We start from the raw sequence: 19,242 nt of genomic DNA on the forward strand, positions 1-19,242 counted from the left end.
GTAGCGGGGCGGGCGGTGTCTGTGAGATTCGTCTGAATCGGCGCCGAGGGTGGCCGGCGGGGCGGATTCAGAAGGAACGCAGAGGCTGGGCTGTGAGGCTGGCCGCCCATCGCCGGAGCGAGTCCTATCCGGAGGAGCCCATGACCACCACGTTCACCAGCACCACCTACGAGAGCCGCGGGATGCGCCACCGGCGCCCGCGCCGCAGCTTTGTGCCGTTCCTGGCGCCGCTGGTGATCGGGGCCGGCGGGGCGGGGGTGCTGGCCCTGTGGTGGAGCGACACGACTGCGGTGGTCGGCCCAGCGGGCTGGCTGACCGGGGCGGGGCGCATCACGGGGCTGCTGGCCGGGTACGCCTGCGCGGTGCTGCTGGCCCTGATGGCCCGTGTTCCGCTGCTGGACCACACCATCGGAACCGACCGGCTCGCCCGCTGGCACGCCCTGGGCGGCCGCTGCACCATCTCCCTGGCCCTCGCCCACACCCTGCTGATCATCTGGGGCTATTCACTGACCTCCCACACCAGCGTGGTGGGCCAGACCTCCAGGCTCGTCCTGCACTATCCCGACCTCCTCAAAGGCACGGCCGGCTTCCTGCTGTTCCTGGTCACCGGAGTTCTCTCGGCCCGTGCGGCCCGCCGCAGGCTGAGTTACGAGACCTGGCACTACCTGCACTTTGCCACCTACCTGGCCGTCTTCCTCACCTTCGGACACCAGCTCTCCAACGGAGCCGACTTCGTCGGCAACCGCGTCGCCCAGATCGCCTGGTACACGCTGTTCCTCGGCGTCGCCGCGCTGGTCGCGTGGTACCGGTTCGCCGTACCGCTGCGGCGCGGACTGCGCCACCGCCTGCGCGTGAGCGCGGTCCACCCCGAGGCGCCGGGCGTCGTCTCCGTCCACCTCACCGGCGAACATCTCGACGAGCTGGGGGGCGAGCCGGGGCAGTTCCTGCGCTGGCGCTTCATGACCCGCGGTCTGTGGTGGACCGCCAATCCGTACTCCCTCTCCGCCCCCGCCCACCCCAGACGTCTGCGCATCACGGTGAAGACGGCCGGTGGCCACAGCGCCGCCCTCGCCGGCCTGGCGCCCGGTACCCGGGTGTGGGCAGAGGGACCGTACGGCGGCTTCACCGCGAACCGCCGCACCTCTCCCAAGGTCCTGCTCCTGGCCGGCGGCGTCGGCATCACCCCCTTGCGCACGCTCTTCGAGACGCTGCCGGGACAGGTGACCCTCGTCTACCGGGCGCGCCGTGCCGACGACCTCGCCCTGCGCGGCGAAATCGACGCGATAGCCGCCCACCGACGGGCCACCGTGCACTACGTCGTCGACGAACCGGCCGGATACTCCTCACCCCTCACTGCCCGGGGCCTGACCGCCCTGGTTCCGGATCTCGCCGCGCACGACGTCTACCTCTGCGGTCCGCCCGGCATGACACAGGCCGCGATCCAGGCCCTGCGCGACGCCGGCGTCCCGGCACGAAGCATCCACCACGAGTCGTTCGCGTTCTGAGGAGAACCACCATGCGCCGAGCCGTCGTCGCCACCACCGGGATCAGCGCCCTCGTCGTCGCGCTGCTCGCCCTCAAACCGCACCAGTTCCCGGCCCTCGCCGGGGTGGCCCCCCGTTCCCCGACGGACTCCGCCTCCCCGCGCACCCCCGCGGGCACCTCATCCGGCGCATCCACCGGCACCGGCACATTCACCGGCGATCCCATCGACACCCCCTACGGGGCCGTGCAGGTCGCCGCCGCCCTCTCGCAGGGAAGGATCACTGCCGTCAAGGTTCTCCAGGCCCCGGACCAGAACGGCCGCGACCAGCAGATCGCCTCCTACGCGCTGCCCCGTCTCACCCACGAGGCCATCGGCGCCCAGAGCGCGCACATCGACGCCGTAACCGGCGCCAGCTACACCAGCCAGGGCTACATCCAATCCCTGCAGAGCGCCCTGGACCGGGCTCATGCCTGACACCGCACACGGACTGCGCCACGTCGAACACGTCATGGGCACCGTCTTCTCCTTCGACATCCGCGACAAGCCCACCCCGGCCATCCACCGCGCCCTCGCCGAGGCCGTGCGTCAGCTTCACCGGGTCGACGCCGTGTTCTCCACCTACCGGTCCGACAGCCACATCAGCCGCCTCGACCGTGGCGAGATCCACCTGAACGACTGCCCTCCCGAAGTCCATGAAGTGCTGTCCCTCTGCGCGGGGGCCGGCCACGTCACCAACGGCTGGTTCAGCATCGTCCCGGCCGGTGCCCTGGACCCCTCGGGACTCGTCAAGGGCTGGGCCACCGAAGCCGCGTCCCGGCTGCTCCACGAAGCGGGCGCGCACCACACCTGCGTCAACGGCGGAGGCGACCTCCAACTCCGCGGCCGGGCAACCGCCGGCACCCCCTGGCGCATCGGCATCGCCCACCCCCTGCGCCCCGGCGAACTGGCCACCGTCATCACCGCACGCCACGACCTGGCCGTCGCGACCTCGGGCACCGCCGAAAGAGGCGCCCACATCCTCGACCCGTACAGCGGCACACCGGCCACCGCGTTCGCCTCCCTCACCGTCATCGGGCCCCGGCTGACCACGACCGACGCCTACACCACCGCGGCGTTCGCCAGGGGCGAGGACGCACGGGACTGGCTGGAAGCACTGGACGGCCACGAGGCGCTCGCCGTCCTGCCCGACGGCCGGACGTGGCAGACATCAGGATTCAGCCGGTACGGGTCATGAGGCAGGACGCGGACTCGTGGCCTCCCGCAGGGAACGGGGCCCGCACCTTTGCCCGGCCCCCCACCAGGAATCATCGACCACCAGGAATCACCGACGCGGGACCGCTGCCAGCAGGACGGCGAACGTTCGCTCTGTCCGCGCAGGTTCACAACCTTGGAGGCCGAAACACATGACGGAGCCGACGCTGCGCACCGCGCACACCTACCGCCTGACCCCGGCCGCCCTCGACGAGATCCGCGCCTTCCTGGACACCGCCTTCGAGGGCGGCTTCAGCGACGACGATTGGGACCACGGCCTCGGCGGCATCCACGCGTACGTGCGGGACGGCGGCGGGCTGCTCGCACACGGCAGCGTCGTCCAGCGCCGGGTGATCCACGAGGGCCGCTCGTACCGGATCGGCTACGTGGAGGCCGTGGCCGTCCGCGCCGACCGCCGCCGGGAGGGGCTCGGGGGCCGGGTGATGGCCGCGCTGGAGGAGGTCGTCGACGGGGCGTACGCCTTCGGGGCCCTGTCCGCGTCGGCTGCCGGGGCCCCGCTGTACGCCGGGCGCGGCTGGCGGGTGTGGCCGGGGCGGATCGCCGTACAGGGAAGGCACGGGATGGAGCGGCTGCCGGACGAGGAGGGCAGCACGTACATCCGGCCCACGACCGGCCACGCGCTGCCCGCCGCCTCCGGCACGCTGGTCTTCGACTGGCGGGACGGCGATGTGCTGTGACCGGAGCCGGGTGCGCCGGGCGGCCTCCTGCAGCGCTCCCGCTTCCCGGGCCGTCCACACCGACGGGTACAGCGGCTGGTGCCCCAGCTCGTTGCGGGCCCGCAGGTTCGACATCAGCCCGTACCAGGGGGCTGGCCAGTCGTAAACCTTCCGTCTCAGATAGTAGGAAGTCCGAGTAATTGTGGAGACAGACCGGCCGAGCTGTCCTAACTTTGTAGGAGCCGAACGTCTCGCTAGATCCAGCGACTGGCGGTCGTGAGTGCGCGCCCTCGTGCAGGCAACCCCTGCGGCGCCCGCTCCCCGCCCCTTCCGGCGCCTCGAAATCCTGATCTCGAAATCACGTTCACGATTTTTCGATCTCGAAATCCCCGCGATCTCAAGGAGTCGATCACCATGGCCGAGACGACTGTCCGCCGCGTCCGTCACGCCCACCGCCCGACCGAGTCGGAGCGCCGCAATGCCGCCGCCGCCCTGCAGCGGGCCCTCGACCGCAGGGACAACGGCGGCTCCACGGGCCACTGAGACCGGCCGCTGAGACCGGCCGCCCGGTCGGTGCTCAGCCGCGGCCGATCTCGAAGTGGTCGATGCGCTCGCCCGACTCGGCGAGCGCGGTGACCTTCATACGGGCATGCCGTCCGGCGCCGGGAGTCGCCATGTGTCCGTATGGTGGACGTGGCGTGTCAGGAGGTGGGACGCGCAGTAAGGTGCGGGCATGTCTCGCAGCATCAATCTCGCAGTGATCCCCGGTGACGGTATCGGCCAGGAGGTCGTGGCCCAGGGCCTCAAGGTCCTCAACGCTGTTCTCCCGCAAGATGTGAAGCTGGAGACCAAGGAGTACGACCTTGGCGCCCGGCGCTGGCACCGTACCGGTGAAACCCTCCCGGACGAGGAGCTGGCGGCCCTCAAGGGCCACGACGCCATCCTGCTCGGCGCGATCGGTGACCCCTCCGTGCCGTCCGGCGTCCTGGAGCGCGGGCTCCTGCTGAAGCTGCGGTTCGCCTTCGACCACTTCATCAACCTGCGGCCGTCGAAGCTGTTCCCGAACACCGCGACGCCGCTGGCCGGCCGCCCGGACATCGACTTTGTCGTCGTCCGAGAGGGAACCGAGGGCCCGTACACCGGCAACGGCGGTTCGCTGCGCACCGGTACGCCGGCCGAGGTCGCCACCGAGGTCAGCGTGAACACCGCGTACGGTGTCGAGCGCGTCGTCCGTGACGCCTTCGAGCGGGCCAACGCCCGCCCCCGCAAGAAGCTGACGCTCGTTCACAAGAACAACGTCCTCGTGTACGCGGGCCACCTGTGGAAGAACACCTTCGACAAGGTCGCGACCGAATACCCCGAGGTCACCACCGACTATCTGCACGTCGACGCCGCGACGATCTTCTTCGTCACCCAGCCGGAGCGCTTCGACGTCATCGTCACCGACAACCTCTTCGGTGACATCCTCACCGACCTCGCCGCTGCCGTGACCGGCGGCATCGGCCTGGCCGCGTCCGGCAACATCAACCCGACGGGCGCCTTCCCGTCGATGTTCGAGCCGGTCCACGGCTCTGCCCCCGACATCGCGGGACAGGGCAAGGCCGACCCGACCGCCACGATCCTCTCCGTCGCCCTCCTGCTGCGCCACCTCGGCTACGAGGCCCAGGCCGTGCGCATCGAGGACGCCGTCTCCGCCGACCTCGCGGAGCGCGACGGAGGGACGACCCGTACGACCGACCAGATCGGCGACGCGCTCGCGGTACGAGTAGCGAGCTGACCCGACGACTCGAATTTTCGAAGCCGCCGGGTTGCAACCGCACCCGGCGGCTTCTCCTATGCGGTCCCGGGTGCCACCATCGACCACTGGACCGCATTCACGTCATTTCGTGCACGGCCACCCCGGAGCGATAATCGAACGGGGCCGTCGCTCGCGGTGAAGCTCGGACGTCCTAGCACCTGTCTCAGGGGCGACGTGAGCGCGGTCCAACACACACAACCGGTGAAGGACACGCACACATGACGACGCCCACGATCGAGCTCAAGCCCTCCTCGAACCCGCTGTCCGACGCGGAGCGCGAGGCGATCCTGGTCAAGCCCGGGTTCGGCCGCTACTTCACCGATCACATGGTGACGATCCGGTGGACCGAGGGCCGCGGCTGGCACGACGGCCAGCTCGTCCCCTACGGCCCGCTCTCTCTCGACCCCGCGACCACCGTCCTGCACTACGCGCAGGAGATCTTCGAGGGCCTCAAGGCCTACCGCCGGCCCGACGGCAGCGTCGCCACGTTCCGCCCCGAGGCGAACGCCAAGCGCTTCCAGGCCTCGGCGCACCGGCTGGCCATGCCGGAACTGCCCGTCGAGACGTTCATCGAGGCGTGCGACGTGCTGGTCCAGCAGGACAAGGCATGGGTTCCGGCGCACGGCGGCGAGGAGTCGCTCTACCTGCGTCCGTTCATGGTCGCCACCGAGGTCGGCCTCGGTGTGAAGCCCGCCAACGAGTACCTCTTCGTCGTCATCGCCTCGCCCGCCGGCGCCTACTTCCCCGGTGGCGTCAAGCCGGTCTCCATCTGGCTCTCCGAGAACCGCGTCCGCGCCGTCCCCGGCGGCATGGGCGACGCCAAGACCGGCGGCAACTACGCCGCCTCCCTCCTCGCCCAGGCCGAGGCCGCCGAGCAGGGCTGCGACCAGGTCGCCTACCTCGACGCGGTCGAGCACAAGTGGGTCGAGGAGCTCGGCGGGATGAACCTGTACTTCGTGTACGGGAACAAGATCATCACCCCGGCCCTGACCGGCTCCCTGCTCGCCGGTGTCACCCGCGACTCGCTGCTCAAGGTCGCCCGCGACCTCGGCTACGAGTCCGAGGAGGGCCGCGTCTCCATCGACCAGTGGCGCGCCGACACCGAGAACGGCAGCCTCACCGAGGTCTTCGCCTGCGGCACCGCCGCCGTCATCACCCCCGTCGGCATCGTGAAGTCCGCGGGCGGCGAGTGGACCCAGAGCGACGGCGCGCCCGGCGAGGTCACGATGAAGCTGCGTGAGCGCCTGCTGGACATCCAGCGCGGCGTTGTCGAGGACACCCACGGCTGGATGCACCCGCTCGGCTGAGCCACGGTCCCGTACCGCGACGCCCGCCCCGGCAGCAGCCGGGGCGGGCGTCGTCGTTCCTGTTCAGGACACGGCGGACGGCTGCGCCTGCGAGCCGTAGACACCGCGACATCGGACCAGGCCGATCAGGGTGATCACCGCCCACGGGGTGTCGACTCCGCGCTGTTCTATCGGCATGAGGCCGCCCCTGACGTTCGACAGTTTGAGTGCCGCTCTATATGAGCCAGAGCGAAGCTCTCCGACAACGGTTCTCAAATAGGGAATTCTTGATTAGAGTGGCGTTCAAATTGGAGGTGTACTGACTTGCGACTTACCCCTACCGAGCGAGATCGGCTCCTGCTCTTCGGCGCCGCCGAACTGGCACGGGCGCGCCGGGCGCGTGGGCTGAGGCTCAATGTCCCCGAGGCGACCGCGCTCATAGCGGACACCGTCTGCGAGGCGGCCCGGGACGGAAAGCGGCTCGCCGAGGCGATCGAGGCCGCGCGCGGCGTGCTGGGGCCCGACGACGTCCTGCCCGGTGTGGCGGATGTGGTCACCGAGGTGCATGTGGAGGCCGTCTTCGACGACGGATCCCGGCTCGCGGTCGTCTCGGAGCCCATCGGGGGAGGGCTCGGCGACGCCGCACCCGGCGCCGTACTGCCCGCACCGCCGCACGCCGAGCCCGAGCCCGCGCTGCGGCTGACCGTGCACAACACCGCGACCGTCCCGGTCAGCGTCACCTCGCACTTCCACTTCTTCGAAGCCAACCCGCGCCTCGACTTCGACCGGGCCGCGGCGTACGGAATGCGGCTGTGCGTCCCCGCCGGATCGTCGGTCCGCTTCGACCCGGGCGGCGAGGCCGAGGTCGGCCTGCTGCCGATCGGCGGTGCTCGCATCGCGATCGGTTTCGCGGGCCTGGTCGACGGACCGCTGGACGCACCCGGCGCGAAGGAAGAGGCCCTGCGGCGCGCGGCGGCCTGCGGCTATCTGGGAGCGGAGGACGCCTGATGGACCCCAACGAATACGCATCGGTCCACGGACCGCGCGCCGGAGACCGGGTCGTTCTCGGCGACTCCGGCCTGGTGGTGCGCGTCGAGTCGGATGCGCAGGCGCACGGCGACGAGTTCCTGGCCGGCTTCGGCAAGACCGCGCGCGACGGGCTGCACCTCAAGGCCGCGGCCGTACGCGACACCTGCGACGTCGTCATCAGCAACGTGCTGGTCATCGACGCTGTTCAAGGCATCCGCAAGGTTTCCATCGGCATCCGCGAAGGCCGGATCCACTCCATCGGGCGGGCCGGCAACCCGGACACGCTCGACGGCGTGGACGTCGTCGTCGGCACGGGCACCACGATCGTGTCCGGCGAGGGCCTGATCGCGACGGCCGGTGCCGTCGACACCCACGTCCATCTGCTCTCGCCGCGCATCATGGAGGCCTCGCTCGCCTCCGGCGTCACCACCGTCATCGGCCAGGAGTTCGGCCCGGTGTGGGGCGTCGGCGTCAACTCGCCGTGGGCATTGCGCCACGCCTTCAACGCCTTCGACGCCTGGCCGGTCAACATCGGCTTCCTGGCCCGCGGCTCGTCCTCCGACGACGCGCCCCTGGTGGAGGCGCTCGCCGAGGGCGGTGCATCCGGCTTCAAGGTGCACGAGGACATGGGCGCGCACACCCGTGCGCTCGACACCGCCCTGCGCGTCGCCGAGGAACACGACGTGCAGGTCGCCCTGCACAGCGACGGGCTGAACGAGTGTCTGTCCGTCGAGGACACTCTGCGTGTCCTGGACGGCCGGACGATCCACGCCTTCCACATCGAGGGCTGCGGCGGTGGACACGTACCGAACGTCCTGAAGATGGCGGGTGTGCCGAACGTCATCGGCTCGTCCACCAATCCGACCCTGCCGTTCGGCCGGGACGCGGTGGCCGAGCACTACGGGATGATCGTCTCGGTACACGACCTCAAGACCGACCTGCCCGGGGACGCCGCCATGGCGCGGGACCGGATCAGGGCCGGGACGATGGGCGCCGAGGACGTGCTGCACGACCTCGGCGCGATCGGCATCACCTCGTCGGACGCGCAGGGGATGGGGCGCGCGGGCGAGACCGTACGCCGTACCTTCGCCATGGCCGGGAAGATGAAGGCCGAGCTGGGCCCGATGGAGGGCGACGGCGCGCACGACGACAACGCCCGGGTGCTGCGCTACATGGCGAAGCTGACGATCAACCCGGCCATCGCGCACGGCCTCGCGCACGAGATCGGTTCGATCGAGGTGGGCAAGCTCGCCGACATCGTGCTGTGGAAGCCGCAGTACTTCGGGGCGAAGCCGCAGATGGTACTGAAGGCGGGCTTCCCGGCCTGGGGTGTGACGGGCGACCCCAACGCAGCGACCGACACCTGTGAACCGCTGGTCCTGGGACCGCTGTTCGGGGGGCATGGCGCGACCCCCGCCGATATCTCGGTGGCCTTCGTCGCGAGGGCCGCGACCGAGCTGGGCTCCGACCTGATGCCGACGCGACGGCGCAGGGTGGCCGTGCGCGGCACGCGCGGGATCGGCCCGGCGGATCTGCGGCTCAACTCCCGCATCGGGGACGTGGCGGTGGACGGGCGCACTGGGCTGGTCACGCTGGACGGTGCCCCGATGCGCTCGGAACCCGCCGAATCGGTGTCCCTCAACCGCCTCTATTTCCTGTAAGAACCCAGCCTTCCAGCACACAGCCTTCCAGCACACAGCCTTCCAGCACACAGCCTTCGAGCACACAGTCTCCCAGCACCCAGCTTTCCAGCACGCAGCCTTGAGGAGTCCAACGACATGACCTTCCGTATGCCGCCCGAGTGGGCCCCGCACGAGCGCACCTGGATGGCCTGGCCGGGCCCCAACGTCACGTTCACCGGTGACGACCTTGCCGAGTCCCGCGAGGCGTGGGCCTCGGTGGCCCGGGCCGTACGCCGTTTCGAGCCGGTCACCATGGTCGTCGGGCCGGGCCAGTCGGAGGGCGCCCGTGCCCTCCTCGGTCCGGACATCGACCTGGTCGAGCGCGAGCTGGACGACGCCTGGATGCGCGACATCGGTCCGACCTTCGTCACGGACGGCAGCCAATTGGCCGCCGTGGACTGGGTGTTCAACGGCTGGGGCGCACAGGACTGGGCCACCTGGGAACACGACGCGAAGATCGCCCGCCATGTCGCGGATCTCGCGGGGGTCCCGGTGCACAGCTCGCCTCTCGTCAACGAGGGCGGCGGCATCCACGTGGACGGCGAAGGCACCGTCCTCCTCACCGAGACCGTCCAGCTCGGTTCCGAGCGCAACCCGGGCTGGACCAAGGAGGAGGTCGAGGCCGAGATCCACGCCAGGCTCGGCACCACGAAGGCGATCTGGCTGAAGCGCGGCCTGACCGGTGACTACCCGCCCCACGGCTTCGGCACCCTCGGCCATGTCGACATCGTCGCCGCGTTCGCCGGACCCGGCGTCGTGGTCGTCCACACCCAGCCGGACCCGTCCCACCCCGACCACGAGTTCTGCGAGGAGAACGTGGCCATGCTCAGGGCCCAGACCGACGCTCAGGGGCGTTCCCTGGAGGTCGTCGAGGTCCCTGCCCCGACCGTGGTGCGCGACGAGGACGATCACTGGGTCGACTACTCGTACATCAACCACTATGTCTGCAACGGTGGCGTGGTGCTGTGCGGCTTCGACGACCCCCGCGACGAGATCGCGGCAGGTATTTTCCGGCGTCTCTACCCCGAACGGACCGTGACCCTGGTCGACGCCCGTACGATCTTTGCCGGCGGTGGAGGCATTCACTGCATCACGCAGCAGCAGCCCGAGGTCTGATCCATGTCGAGCAATTTCCAGGTAGCCGGACAGGGCTATGCGATCGGGCGCCGCTACTCGGTGCCGGACGACGCGTGGTACCTGGAACTTGCCGAGACGGACCCTCCCGGCCGCACCTTCCTCACCGCGATCGTCCCGGACGAGGACCCGGACCGCACGCCCACGGTCTGCTTCGACGAGCAGACCGGGCACCGGGACATTCCGTACGCCGTCATGAACCGGTTCATGGAGGATGTGGCGGAGGATGTGGCGGAGGAGGTGCGCAGCAGCCGGGGCTGGATGGAGATCACGCCCGAACTGCTGGGCATGACCGGGCAGTTGCGTCTGCACCTGCCCGGTCCGACGGCCGAGGACGAGATGCGGGCGCTGCTCGTGGCGGACGGATGGACCGGGGGAGCCGCCCGATGACCCCCGCCCCGCGCCGCCGCAACACCGCCCCGCCCCGCGAGGACGTGCTGGCCGCCGCCATGGCCACCATCGCCGAGCGCGGGCTCGACGGGCTCACCATGGCCGGGCTCGGCCGTGACGTCTCCATGAGCAGCGGTCATCTTCTCTACTACTTCCGCACCAAGGACGAGTTGCTCCTGCAGACCCTGGAGTGGAGCGAGGGCCGGCTCGGCGTCGCGCGGCGGGAGCTGCTGGCCCGGCAGACCTCCGTCCGCGAGCGGCTCGACGCGTACGTCGACCTGTACATCCCCGACGGCCACCGCGACCCGCACTGGACGCTCTGGCTGGAGGTCTGGAACCGCTCGCAGAACGCTGACGCCGACGCGCGGGCCCGGCAGGCCGCGATCGAGGGGGCCTGGCACCGGGACCTCGTGGCGCTGCTGGCGGAGGGCGGATCGCGCGGGGAGTTCCGGGCCGTGGACGCCGACCGGTTCGCGACCCGGCTGCGCGCCCTGCTCGACGGGTTCAGTATCCATGTGGCGATCGGCCTGCCGGGCACCGACCGGGGCAGGATCCTCACTCACGTACGGGAGTTCCTGGACGAGGCGCTCGGCTGAGACCACCGATCGCCACCCTGCGGCAGCCGCTTCCGCATCGGCACGAGCGCGTCCGGCCGCACCCCGCCGCCGATCCGGTACGGCGGACTGCCCGTACCGAAGCGGCCGTTCCCCCGGACGTGAACGAAACGCACGTAAGTACGCGCGATCGTTGCCCCGTGCACGGTTGTCACGTTCCCGGCCAGTGGGGCACGGTGACGGACCATGGGACGAGAGCAGTGGAAGAAGATCTGGGTCGGCTCCGCCGGCAACATGGTCGAGTGGTTCGACTGGTTCGTGTACGCGACCTTCGCGGTCTACTTCGCGGACTCGTTCTTCCCCGAAGGCAATGAGACCGCCAACCTCATGAACACCATGGGGATCTTCGCCGTCGGCTTCTTCATGAGGCCCGTCGGCGGCTGGCTGCTCGGCCGGATCGGTGACCGCAGAGGCCGCAAGGCCGCACTCACCCTCACCGTCACCCTCATGTCGGCCTCCGCGATCCTCATCGCCGTCGCGCCGACGTACGACGTCGCGGGCTACGGCGGCGTCGCCGTCCTGCTGGTGGCCCGGCTCCTCCAGGGACTCTCCGTCGGCGGCGAGTACGCCGCCAGCGCCACGTACCTGACCGAGGCGTCCGCACCCCACCGGCGCGGCTTCGCCTCCAGCTTCCAGTACGTGTCCATGACCGCCGGACAACTCGTCGGCCTCGGCCTCCAGATCGTCCTGCAGCGCAACATGTCCGACGCCGCCCTGCACAGCTGGGGCTGGCGCATCCCGTTCATCGTCGGCGCGTTCGGCGCCGCGATCGTCTTCTACCTGCGCCGCTCGATGCTGGAGACCGAGGTCTACGCGGAGTCCGGCGCCGCCGAGCAGGAGGACCGCGGCACCTTGAAGGCGCTGTGGCAGCACAAGCGCGAGGCGTTCCTCGTGATGGCGCTGACCATGGGCGGGACCGTCGCGTACTACACGTACACGACCTACCTCACCAAGTTCCTCTCCAAGAGCGCCGGCATGGAGAAGTCCACCGCCTCACTCGTCAGCTTCTGCGCCCTGTTCGTCTTCATGTGCATCCAGCCGCTGGCCGGAATGCTCTCCGACCGGATCGGCCGCCGCCCGCTGCTGATCACCTTCGCCGTCGGCTCCACCTTCCTGACCGTGCCGATCATGACGATGCTCAAGCACGCCGGTACCTTCTGGCCCGCCTTCGGCCTGGCACTCCTCGCCCTGGTCGTCGTCACCGGATACACCTCGATCAACGCCTGTGTGAAGGCCGAACTCTTCCCGACCGGCATCCGCGCCCTGGGCGTCGCCCTCCCGTACGCCATCGCCAACGCGCTCTTCGGCGGCACCGCCGAATACGTGGCGCTCTGGTTCAAGAAGGCGGGCATCGAGTCCGGCTTCTACTGGTACGTCGCGGGGTGCGCCGCGGTCTCCCTGATCGTCTACCTGACCATGCGTGAGACCCGCGACATCGACCTGGACCGGGTCGGCACAGGCAAGCCCGGACAGAAGCGCGCGGAGCCGTCCGGAGCGACCAGCGTCACGCCCGCATCCTGAGACGGGGCAGGGCACGGCGGCAGCCCTGTGCAAGACTGCCCCCGTGCCCTCGTTCGTCATGATTATTGGCAACAGGCGCGCCGGTCCGCAGTGATCGCCCCGTACCACCTACGTGCGGCGCGGCCACCGTGCCCCAGACCCGCGCGCAGACCTCTCGCACCCGCGAGGGGTTTTTTCGTTTTCCGGCCCTCACCTCGGCCGGGGCGAGGCGCGCGGGATGATGGGGGCAAGTGGAGCCAGATCGTCCGGATCCACTCATCCGACAGGAGTCAGACCAGCATGACCACCAAGGCCAAGGCCACCGACGACAGTTTCCACGTCTTCGACACCACGCTGCGCGACGGTGCCCAGCGTGAAGGCATCAACCTGACGGTCGCGGACAAGCTGACCATTGCCCGGCACCTGGACAACTTCGGCGTGGGGTTCATCGAGGGCGGCTGGCCCGGCGCCAACCCCCGCGACACCGAGTTCTTCGCGCGCGCCCAGCAGGAGATCGAATTCCGCAACGCCCAGCTGGTCGCCTTCGGCGCGACCCGCCGGGCCGGTGGCAAGGCCGCGGAGGACCCCCAGGTCAAGGCGCTGCTGGAGTCCGGCGCCCCGGTGATCACGCTGGTCGCCAAGTCCCACGACCGCCATGTGGAACTCGCGCTGCGCACCACCCTCGAAGAGAACCTGGAGATGGTCCGCGACACCGTCTCCTTCCTGCGCGAGCAGGGCCGCCGGGTCTTCGTCGACTGCGAGCACTTCTTCGACGGCTACCGCGCCAACCCCGAGTACGCCAAGGCCGTCGTCCGCGCCGCCGCAGAGGCCGGCGCAGATGTCGTCATCCTCTGCGACACCAACGGCGGCATGCTCCCCGCGCAGGTCACGGCCGTCGTCTCCACCGTGCTCGCCGACACCGGCGCCCGGCTCGGCATCCACGCCCAGGACGACACCGGCTGCGCCGTCGCCAACACCCTCGCCGCCGTCGACGCGGGCGCCACCCACGTCCAGTGCACCGCCAACGGATACGGCGAACGGGTCGGCAACGCCAACCTCTTCCCCGTCGTCGCCGCCCTGGAACTCAAGTACGGCAAGGCCGTCCTCCCCGAGGGCGCGCTCGCCGACATGACCCGCGTATCCCACGCGATCGCCGAGGTCGTCAACCTGACGCCCTCCACCCACCAGCCCTATGTGGGGGTCTCCGCCTTCGCCCACAAGGCCGGACTGCACGCCTCCGCGATCAAGGTCGACCCGGACCTGTACCAGCACATCGACCCCGCGCTGGTCGGCAACACCATGCGGATGCTGGTCTCCGACATGGCGGGCCGTGCCTCCATCGAGCTCAAGGGCAAGGAGCTCGGCATCGACCTCGGCGGCGACCGCGAGCTCGTCGGCCGCGTCGTCGAACGCGTCAAGGAGCGCGAACTCAAGGGCTACACGTACGAGGCCGCCGACGCCTCCTTCGAACTGCTGCTGCGCGCCGAGGCCGAGGGCCGGGCGCGCAGCTACTTCCGTACCGAGTCCTGGCGCGCCATCGTCGAGGACCGCCCCGACGGTACGCACGCCAACGAGGCGACCGTGAAGCTCTGGGCCAGCGGCGAGCGCATCGTCGCCACCGCCGAGGGCAACGGTCCGGTCAACGCGCTCGACCGGGCGCTGCGCGTCGCGCTGGAGCGGATCTACCCGCAGCTCGCCAAGCTGGAGCTGGTCGACTACAAGGTCCGCATCCTCGAAGGCCGCACCGGCACCGAGTCCACCACCCGAGTACTCATCACCACGGGCGACGGCACCGGCGAATGGGCGACCGTGGGCGTCGCGGAGAACGTCATCGCGGCGTCCTGGCAGGCGCTGGAGGACGCGTACACGTACGGGCTGCTGCGCGCCGGGGTCGAGCCCACGGAGTAACGCGGCCGGGCACCGTCCTCGATCGCCGGACAGGCTGGAGTCAGCCTGTCCGGCGGCCGAGGGCGCGCTCGGAACAGGACGGGAAACGCCGGCACGGGGCGACCCAGGGCTGACGCCGCCCGGGCAGGCACCACCCACCTGGGTTAGCTTCGATATATGCGGAATGGGCTGTTTCTGACCTTGTTGGCCGGCCTGCTGCTGATTCTGTCGGCGGTCGTGCTCGCCGATGCGTCGACCGCTGCACCCGCCGCGGTCGGCGCATCGCCCATCAACGATGTCGCGCAGGCGCTGCGCAAGAACCCGGTGTACGTCGACCCGGCCGCGGCCGCCCAGCTCTCCCCGAGCCAGGCGGCCGCCCTGACGAAGAAGATCAAGGACGCCGACAAGCCAGTGTTCGTGGCCGTACTTCCACGGACCCCGGCGTTCGGCGAGCAGAACCTGCTCGCCACCCTGCGCACGGACACCGGCATCACCGGCGTGTACGCGGTCCGTCTCGGCGACGGATTCAACGCCGGCGCCGACCCGCGGGTGATGTCCACCCAGGCGGTCCAGAACCTGACCGCCGCGGTCAAGGCACCCGGCACGGACACCGACGCCGCGGCCCAGCTGAACGCCTTCGTGGACCGGGCCGTCGAACAGGCCCGGGGCAGCGCCCCCGCCTCCTGGGGCGGCTCCTTTGCGAGTCGCGGGCCGTCGACCGCCTTCGGACTGATCACGGTCGCCGCGATCCTGGTGCTGGGCGCCGGTACGGCGTACACGATCTTCCGGCGCAACCGGAAGCGCAAGGAGAGCGAGGAGCGGGCCGCGCTCGACAAGCTCCGCCTCGTGGTGGACGAGGACATCACCGCGTACGGCGAAACCCTGGACCGGCTGGAGTTCCATCCCGCCGAGCCGGGCGCCGACGACTCCATGCGCGCCGACTACGAGCGGGCGCTCGACTCCTACGAGAGCGCGAAATCCCGCATGTCCCGGGCCCGGCACCCGTCCGACGTGCGCGCGGTCACCCAGGCCCTGGAGGACGGCCGGTTCTCCCTCGCGGTCCTTCAGGCCCGCCGCACGGGCGTCGCACCGCCCGTCCGCCGCCCGCCGTGCTTCTTCGACCCGCGCCACGGCCCCTCGGTCGCCGACGCCCGGTGGTCCCCGTCCGGCGGCACGGCCCGCGAGGTCCCGGTCTGCGCGGCGGACGAGATCCGGCTGCGCGAGGGCGAGGAACCACTGAGCCGCACCGTCGACATGGGCGACGGCCGCCGCCGTCCCTACTGGGAGGCGGGCCCGGCGTACGGCCCCTGGGCGGGCGGCTACTTCGGTGGCGGTCTGCTCCCCGGCCTGCTGGTCGGCACGGTCCTCGGCTCGATGCTGTCCTCCCCGGCGTACGCGGACGAGTACGGCGGGGGAGACTTCGGCTCCGGCGGTGACTGGAGCGGCGGCGACTTCTCCGGTTCCGACTTCGACTCGTCCGGCTTCGGCGGAGGGGGTTTCGACGGCGGCTTCGGCGGGGGAGGCGACCTCGGGGGCGGCGGCGGATTCGACGGGGGCGGATTCTGAGCCGTTGATCAGCGAACTCTCCGGCAGGTGCGATTCATGCTAGACCTGAAGTTATGTCTGGTATCGGCCGATTTCGGGCGAGGCTACGGCGTACCGCCCAGCGACCACATCGGCACGATGGGGGGCGCTCGGGCCAAGCTGCGCCTGCGCCGCCCGACCGGAACATGACCCACTGCTCCCCGGGGGGCGAACTGCGTGCGCTGTTCAACGTGCGCACCCTGGCGGGCCAGGTCTTCTGCTTCGTGCTCGCGCTCGTACTGCTGCTCGTCGCCGCCGCCGCGATCGCGCTGGTGGCGCAGAGCCGCCGCGACAGCCTGAACGAGGCCAAGCTGCGCACCCTGAGCGTGGCCCAGGCATTCGCCGACTCGCCGGGGATCGTGGCGGCGCTGGAATCCAAGGACCCCACGGCAATCCTGCAGCCACGCGCGGAGGAGACCCGCAAGGAGGCCCATGTCGACAACGTCGTCGTGATAAGCGTCCACGGCATCCGCTACACCCACTCCGACCCCGCGCTGATCGGCAAGCGCGTCGGCGGCCCGTACAAGGAGGCCCTGGCGGGTCATGCCTTCACCCGGAGCTTCAGCGGCAGCCTGGGGCCCTCGGTCAACTCGGTGGTGCCCGTCGACCGGCCCGACGGGAAGGTCGTCGGCCTGGTGTCCGTCGGGCTCACCGACAAGTCGGTGAACATCATGGCTGACCGGTCCATCCCGCTCAGTGCCGCCACGGCGGTGGTCGCCGCGGCGATCACCACGGGCGGCGCGGCGCTCGTGAGCAGACGGCTGCGCCGCCAGACGCACGGCCTCGGGCCCGCAGAGATGACCCGGATGTACGAGCACCACGACGCGGTTCTGCACGCGGTCCGCGAGGGCGTCCTCATCGTCGGGGCCGACCACCGGCTGATGCTCGTCAACGACGAGGCCCGCAGACTCCTCGACCTCCCCCCGGACGCGGAGGGCCGCCCGGTCACGGACATCGGGCTGCCCCCGGCGACCACGGAACTGCTCGTCTCCGGCCGGACCACCACCGACGGGGTGCTGCGCAGCGGCAACCGGCTGCTGGCCGTCAGCCTCCGCCCGACGGACACGCGCGGCGCACCGCAGAGCACCGTGGCGACCCTGCGGGACACCACCGAGCTCAGCGCGATCTCGGGCCGGGCGGAACTCGTGAACGAACGCCTGCTGCTCCTCTACGAGGCCGGTGCCCGGATCGGTACCACCCTCGACGTGACCCGGACGGCCCAGGAGCTCGCGGATGTGGCGACCCCCGGATTCGCCGACGTCACCACCGTCGACCTCGCCCCTCCCCCCGTCTCCGGGGAGAAACCGGCCACGGAGACCGGATACCCACTGGAAATGCGCCGTACCGCGATCGCCTCCACGGACCCGGACCAGCCTATGTTCCCGGTCGGACAAGTGGTCGGCTTCGTTCCCGACAGGACCGGGGCCAAGCGCGTGAACATCGCGGAGGCCGGGCTCGGCATCGAAGTGATCACCGCGCTGAGCTGGCGGCACTGGTCCACCGAGCGTGCCACGGACCTCCTGAACTACGGATTCCACTCGGTGATCTCCGTACCACTGCACGCACGCGGTTTCATTCTGGGCCTGGCCAACTTCTGGCGCGCGGGCGACACAGCCCCGTTCGACGCCGACGACGAATCCTTCGCCGAAGAACTGGTGGCCCGGGCGGCGGTCAGCCTGGACAACGCCCGCCGGTACACGCGCGAGCACGAAATGGCCGTGACACTGCAGCGCAGCCTGCTGCCCCGCGGCCTGCCCGAACAGAACGCCCTGGACGTGGCCTCCCGCTATCTGCCGGCGCGCGCCGAGGTGGGCGGCGACTGGTACGACGTGATCCCGCTGTCGGGCGCCCGCGTGGCGCTGGTCGTCGGTGACGTGGTCGGCCAGGGACTGCACGCCGCCGCCACCATGGGGCGGCTGCGTACCAGCATCCACAACTTCTCCGCGCTGGACCTCGCGCCCGACGAGCTCCTCGGACATCTCGACGAACTGGTCAGCCGGATCGACCAGGACGAAGCGGCCGACGGCGGCGTCGAGATCGCCGGAGCCACTTGCCTGTACGCGATCTACGACGCGGTCTCCGGGAACTGCTCGGTGGCCCGGGCCGGCCATCCCGGGCCGGTTCTGGTCCTCCCCGACGGCACCGTGGAGTTCTCCGAGGTTCCGGTCGGTCAGCCCCTCGGCATCGGCGGCATGCCGTTCGAGGCGGCCGACTTCCACGTACCCGAAGGGAGCCGTCTGGTCCTCTACACGGACGGCCTCGTCGAGCGGCGCGACCAGGACATCGACACCGGGCTGGAGCTGCTGCGCGGCTCCCTCGCAGGTCGCGACCGGACACCGGAGGAGACCTGCGACGACGTACTCGCCGCGATGCTGCCCGGCCAGCCGAGTGACGACGTGGCCCTCCTCGTGGCCCGTACCCGCACGCTCGACCCCGACCAGGTCGCGCGCTGGGCCGTCGCCACCGATCCGGCGGCCGTCGCCGGAGTCCGCAAGAACGTCACCCAGTGGCTCACCGACCGCGGCCTGGTCGAGGAGGCGTTCACCACCGAACTCATCCTGAGCGAGCTGGTCACCAACGCGGTGCGCTACGGCACCGGACCGATCGAGGTCCGCCTGCTCTACGACCGCAACCTGATCTGCGAAGTGTCCGACACCAGCAACACCTCACCGCATCTGCGCTACGCGGCGACGACGGACGAGGGCGGCCGGGGCCTGTTCCTCGTCGCCCAGTTCGCCGAGCGCTGGGGCACCCGCTACACCGAGACGGGCAAGGTGATCTGGTCGGAGCAGACGGTCGGCGAACCGGAGGAAGGGGCGGAGGACGACGAGTAGACCTGCACGCCGCCCTCGGATTTCGCGCAGCGCCGAGCGCCCGCCTTCGGTCCCTGGCGGGGGAGGGGGAAGGCGGGCGCGCTCGGGTCA

General features: G+C 70.4%; 16 protein-coding genes. All 16 read left to right on the forward strand.

What is annotated here, in order from left to right; translation table 11 throughout:
- Positions 1 to 140 precede the first annotated feature (140 nt).
- The 16 genes from OH735_RS26855 (at position 141) to OH735_RS26930 (ending at position 19,152) form a co-directional block, all read left to right on the forward strand.
- Positions 141 to 1,505 carry a ferric reductase-like transmembrane domain-containing protein gene (locus OH735_RS26855; protein ID WP_406384204.1) on the forward strand — a complete coding sequence of 455 codons (1,365 nt, stop codon included), beginning with the start codon at positions 141 to 143 and terminating at the stop codon, positions 1,503 to 1,505.
- Between the two features lie 11 nt (positions 1,506 to 1,516).
- Entirely contained in the window at positions 1,517 to 1,960 is a 444-nt protein-coding gene (locus tag OH735_RS26860; protein WP_406384205.1) for an FMN-binding protein, read from the forward strand.
- Complete coding sequence (locus OH735_RS26865; RefSeq protein ID WP_406384206.1) at positions 1,953 to 2,720, forward strand: FAD:protein FMN transferase; 768 nt, start codon at positions 1,953 to 1,955, stop codon at positions 2,718 to 2,720. Before OH735_RS26860 ends, OH735_RS26865 begins: the two co-directional genes overlap by 8 nt.
- 169 nt (positions 2,721 to 2,889) lie before the next feature.
- Positions 2,890 to 3,435 (forward strand): GNAT family N-acetyltransferase, encoded by a 546-nt coding sequence (locus OH735_RS26870; protein ID WP_406384207.1) that lies wholly within the window; start codon positions 2,890 to 2,892, stop codon positions 3,433 to 3,435.
- A 393-nt stretch (positions 3,436 to 3,828) separates the two neighbouring features.
- A complete protein-coding gene (locus tag OH735_RS26875; RefSeq protein WP_274535172.1) occupies positions 3,829 to 3,957 on the forward strand; it encodes a hypothetical protein in 129 nt (42 codons plus the stop codon).
- Between the two features lie 190 nt (positions 3,958 to 4,147).
- Complete coding sequence (locus OH735_RS26880) at positions 4,148 to 5,191, forward strand: 3-isopropylmalate dehydrogenase (protein WP_406384208.1); 1,044 nt, start codon at positions 4,148 to 4,150, stop codon at positions 5,189 to 5,191.
- Between the two features lie 239 nt (positions 5,192 to 5,430).
- Positions 5,431 to 6,519, forward strand: a complete 1,089-nt coding sequence (locus OH735_RS26885) for a branched-chain amino acid aminotransferase (RefSeq protein WP_406384209.1) — start codon at positions 5,431 to 5,433, stop codon at positions 6,517 to 6,519.
- A 303-nt stretch (positions 6,520 to 6,822) separates the two neighbouring features.
- Positions 6,823 to 7,506 carry an urease subunit gamma gene (ureA, locus tag OH735_RS26890; protein WP_406384210.1) on the forward strand — a complete coding sequence of 228 codons (684 nt, stop codon included), beginning with the start codon at positions 6,823 to 6,825 and terminating at the stop codon, positions 7,504 to 7,506.
- A complete protein-coding gene (locus OH735_RS26895; RefSeq protein ID WP_406384211.1) occupies positions 7,506 to 9,188 on the forward strand; it encodes an urease subunit alpha in 1,683 nt (560 codons plus the stop codon). The genes ureA and OH735_RS26895 overlap by 1 nt, the downstream gene beginning before the upstream one ends.
- A gap of 117 nt (positions 9,189 to 9,305) precedes the next feature.
- On the forward strand, positions 9,306 to 10,325 hold the full coding sequence (locus OH735_RS26900; RefSeq protein WP_406384212.1) for an agmatine/peptidylarginine deiminase: 1,020 nt from the start codon (positions 9,306 to 9,308) through the stop codon (positions 10,323 to 10,325).
- A 3-nt stretch (positions 10,326 to 10,328) separates the two neighbouring features.
- Positions 10,329 to 10,733 carry a hypothetical protein gene (locus OH735_RS26905; protein ID WP_406384213.1) on the forward strand — a complete coding sequence of 135 codons (405 nt, stop codon included), beginning with the start codon at positions 10,329 to 10,331 and terminating at the stop codon, positions 10,731 to 10,733.
- Positions 10,730 to 11,329 (forward strand): TetR/AcrR family transcriptional regulator, encoded by a 600-nt coding sequence (locus tag OH735_RS26910; protein WP_406384214.1) that lies wholly within the window; start codon positions 10,730 to 10,732, stop codon positions 11,327 to 11,329. Before OH735_RS26905 ends, OH735_RS26910 begins: the two co-directional genes overlap by 4 nt.
- 204 nt (positions 11,330 to 11,533) lie before the next feature.
- The gene (locus OH735_RS26915) at positions 11,534 to 12,868 is read left to right on the forward strand and encodes an MFS transporter (protein ID WP_406384215.1); all 1,335 of its coding nucleotides are present in this window, start codon (positions 11,534 to 11,536) and stop codon (positions 12,866 to 12,868) included.
- 279 nt (positions 12,869 to 13,147) lie between these two features.
- A complete protein-coding gene (gene cimA, locus OH735_RS26920; protein WP_406384216.1) occupies positions 13,148 to 14,755 on the forward strand; it encodes a citramalate synthase in 1,608 nt (535 codons plus the stop codon).
- A 156-nt stretch (positions 14,756 to 14,911) separates the two neighbouring features.
- Positions 14,912 to 16,300: a hypothetical protein gene (locus OH735_RS26925; protein ID WP_406384217.1), complete on the forward strand. Its 1,389-nt coding sequence runs from the start codon at positions 14,912 to 14,914 to the stop codon at positions 16,298 to 16,300.
- 164 nt (positions 16,301 to 16,464) lie between these two features.
- The gene (locus OH735_RS26930) at positions 16,465 to 19,152 is read left to right on the forward strand and encodes a SpoIIE family protein phosphatase (protein ID WP_406384218.1); all 2,688 of its coding nucleotides are present in this window, start codon (positions 16,465 to 16,467) and stop codon (positions 19,150 to 19,152) included.
- Positions 19,153 to 19,242: the final 90 nt, after the last annotated feature.

The organism is Streptomyces sp. NBC_01618 (assembly GCF_045209435.1).
In the GTDB taxonomy this organism is placed as follows: Bacteria; Actinomycetota; Actinomycetes; order Streptomycetales; family Streptomycetaceae; genus Streptomyces.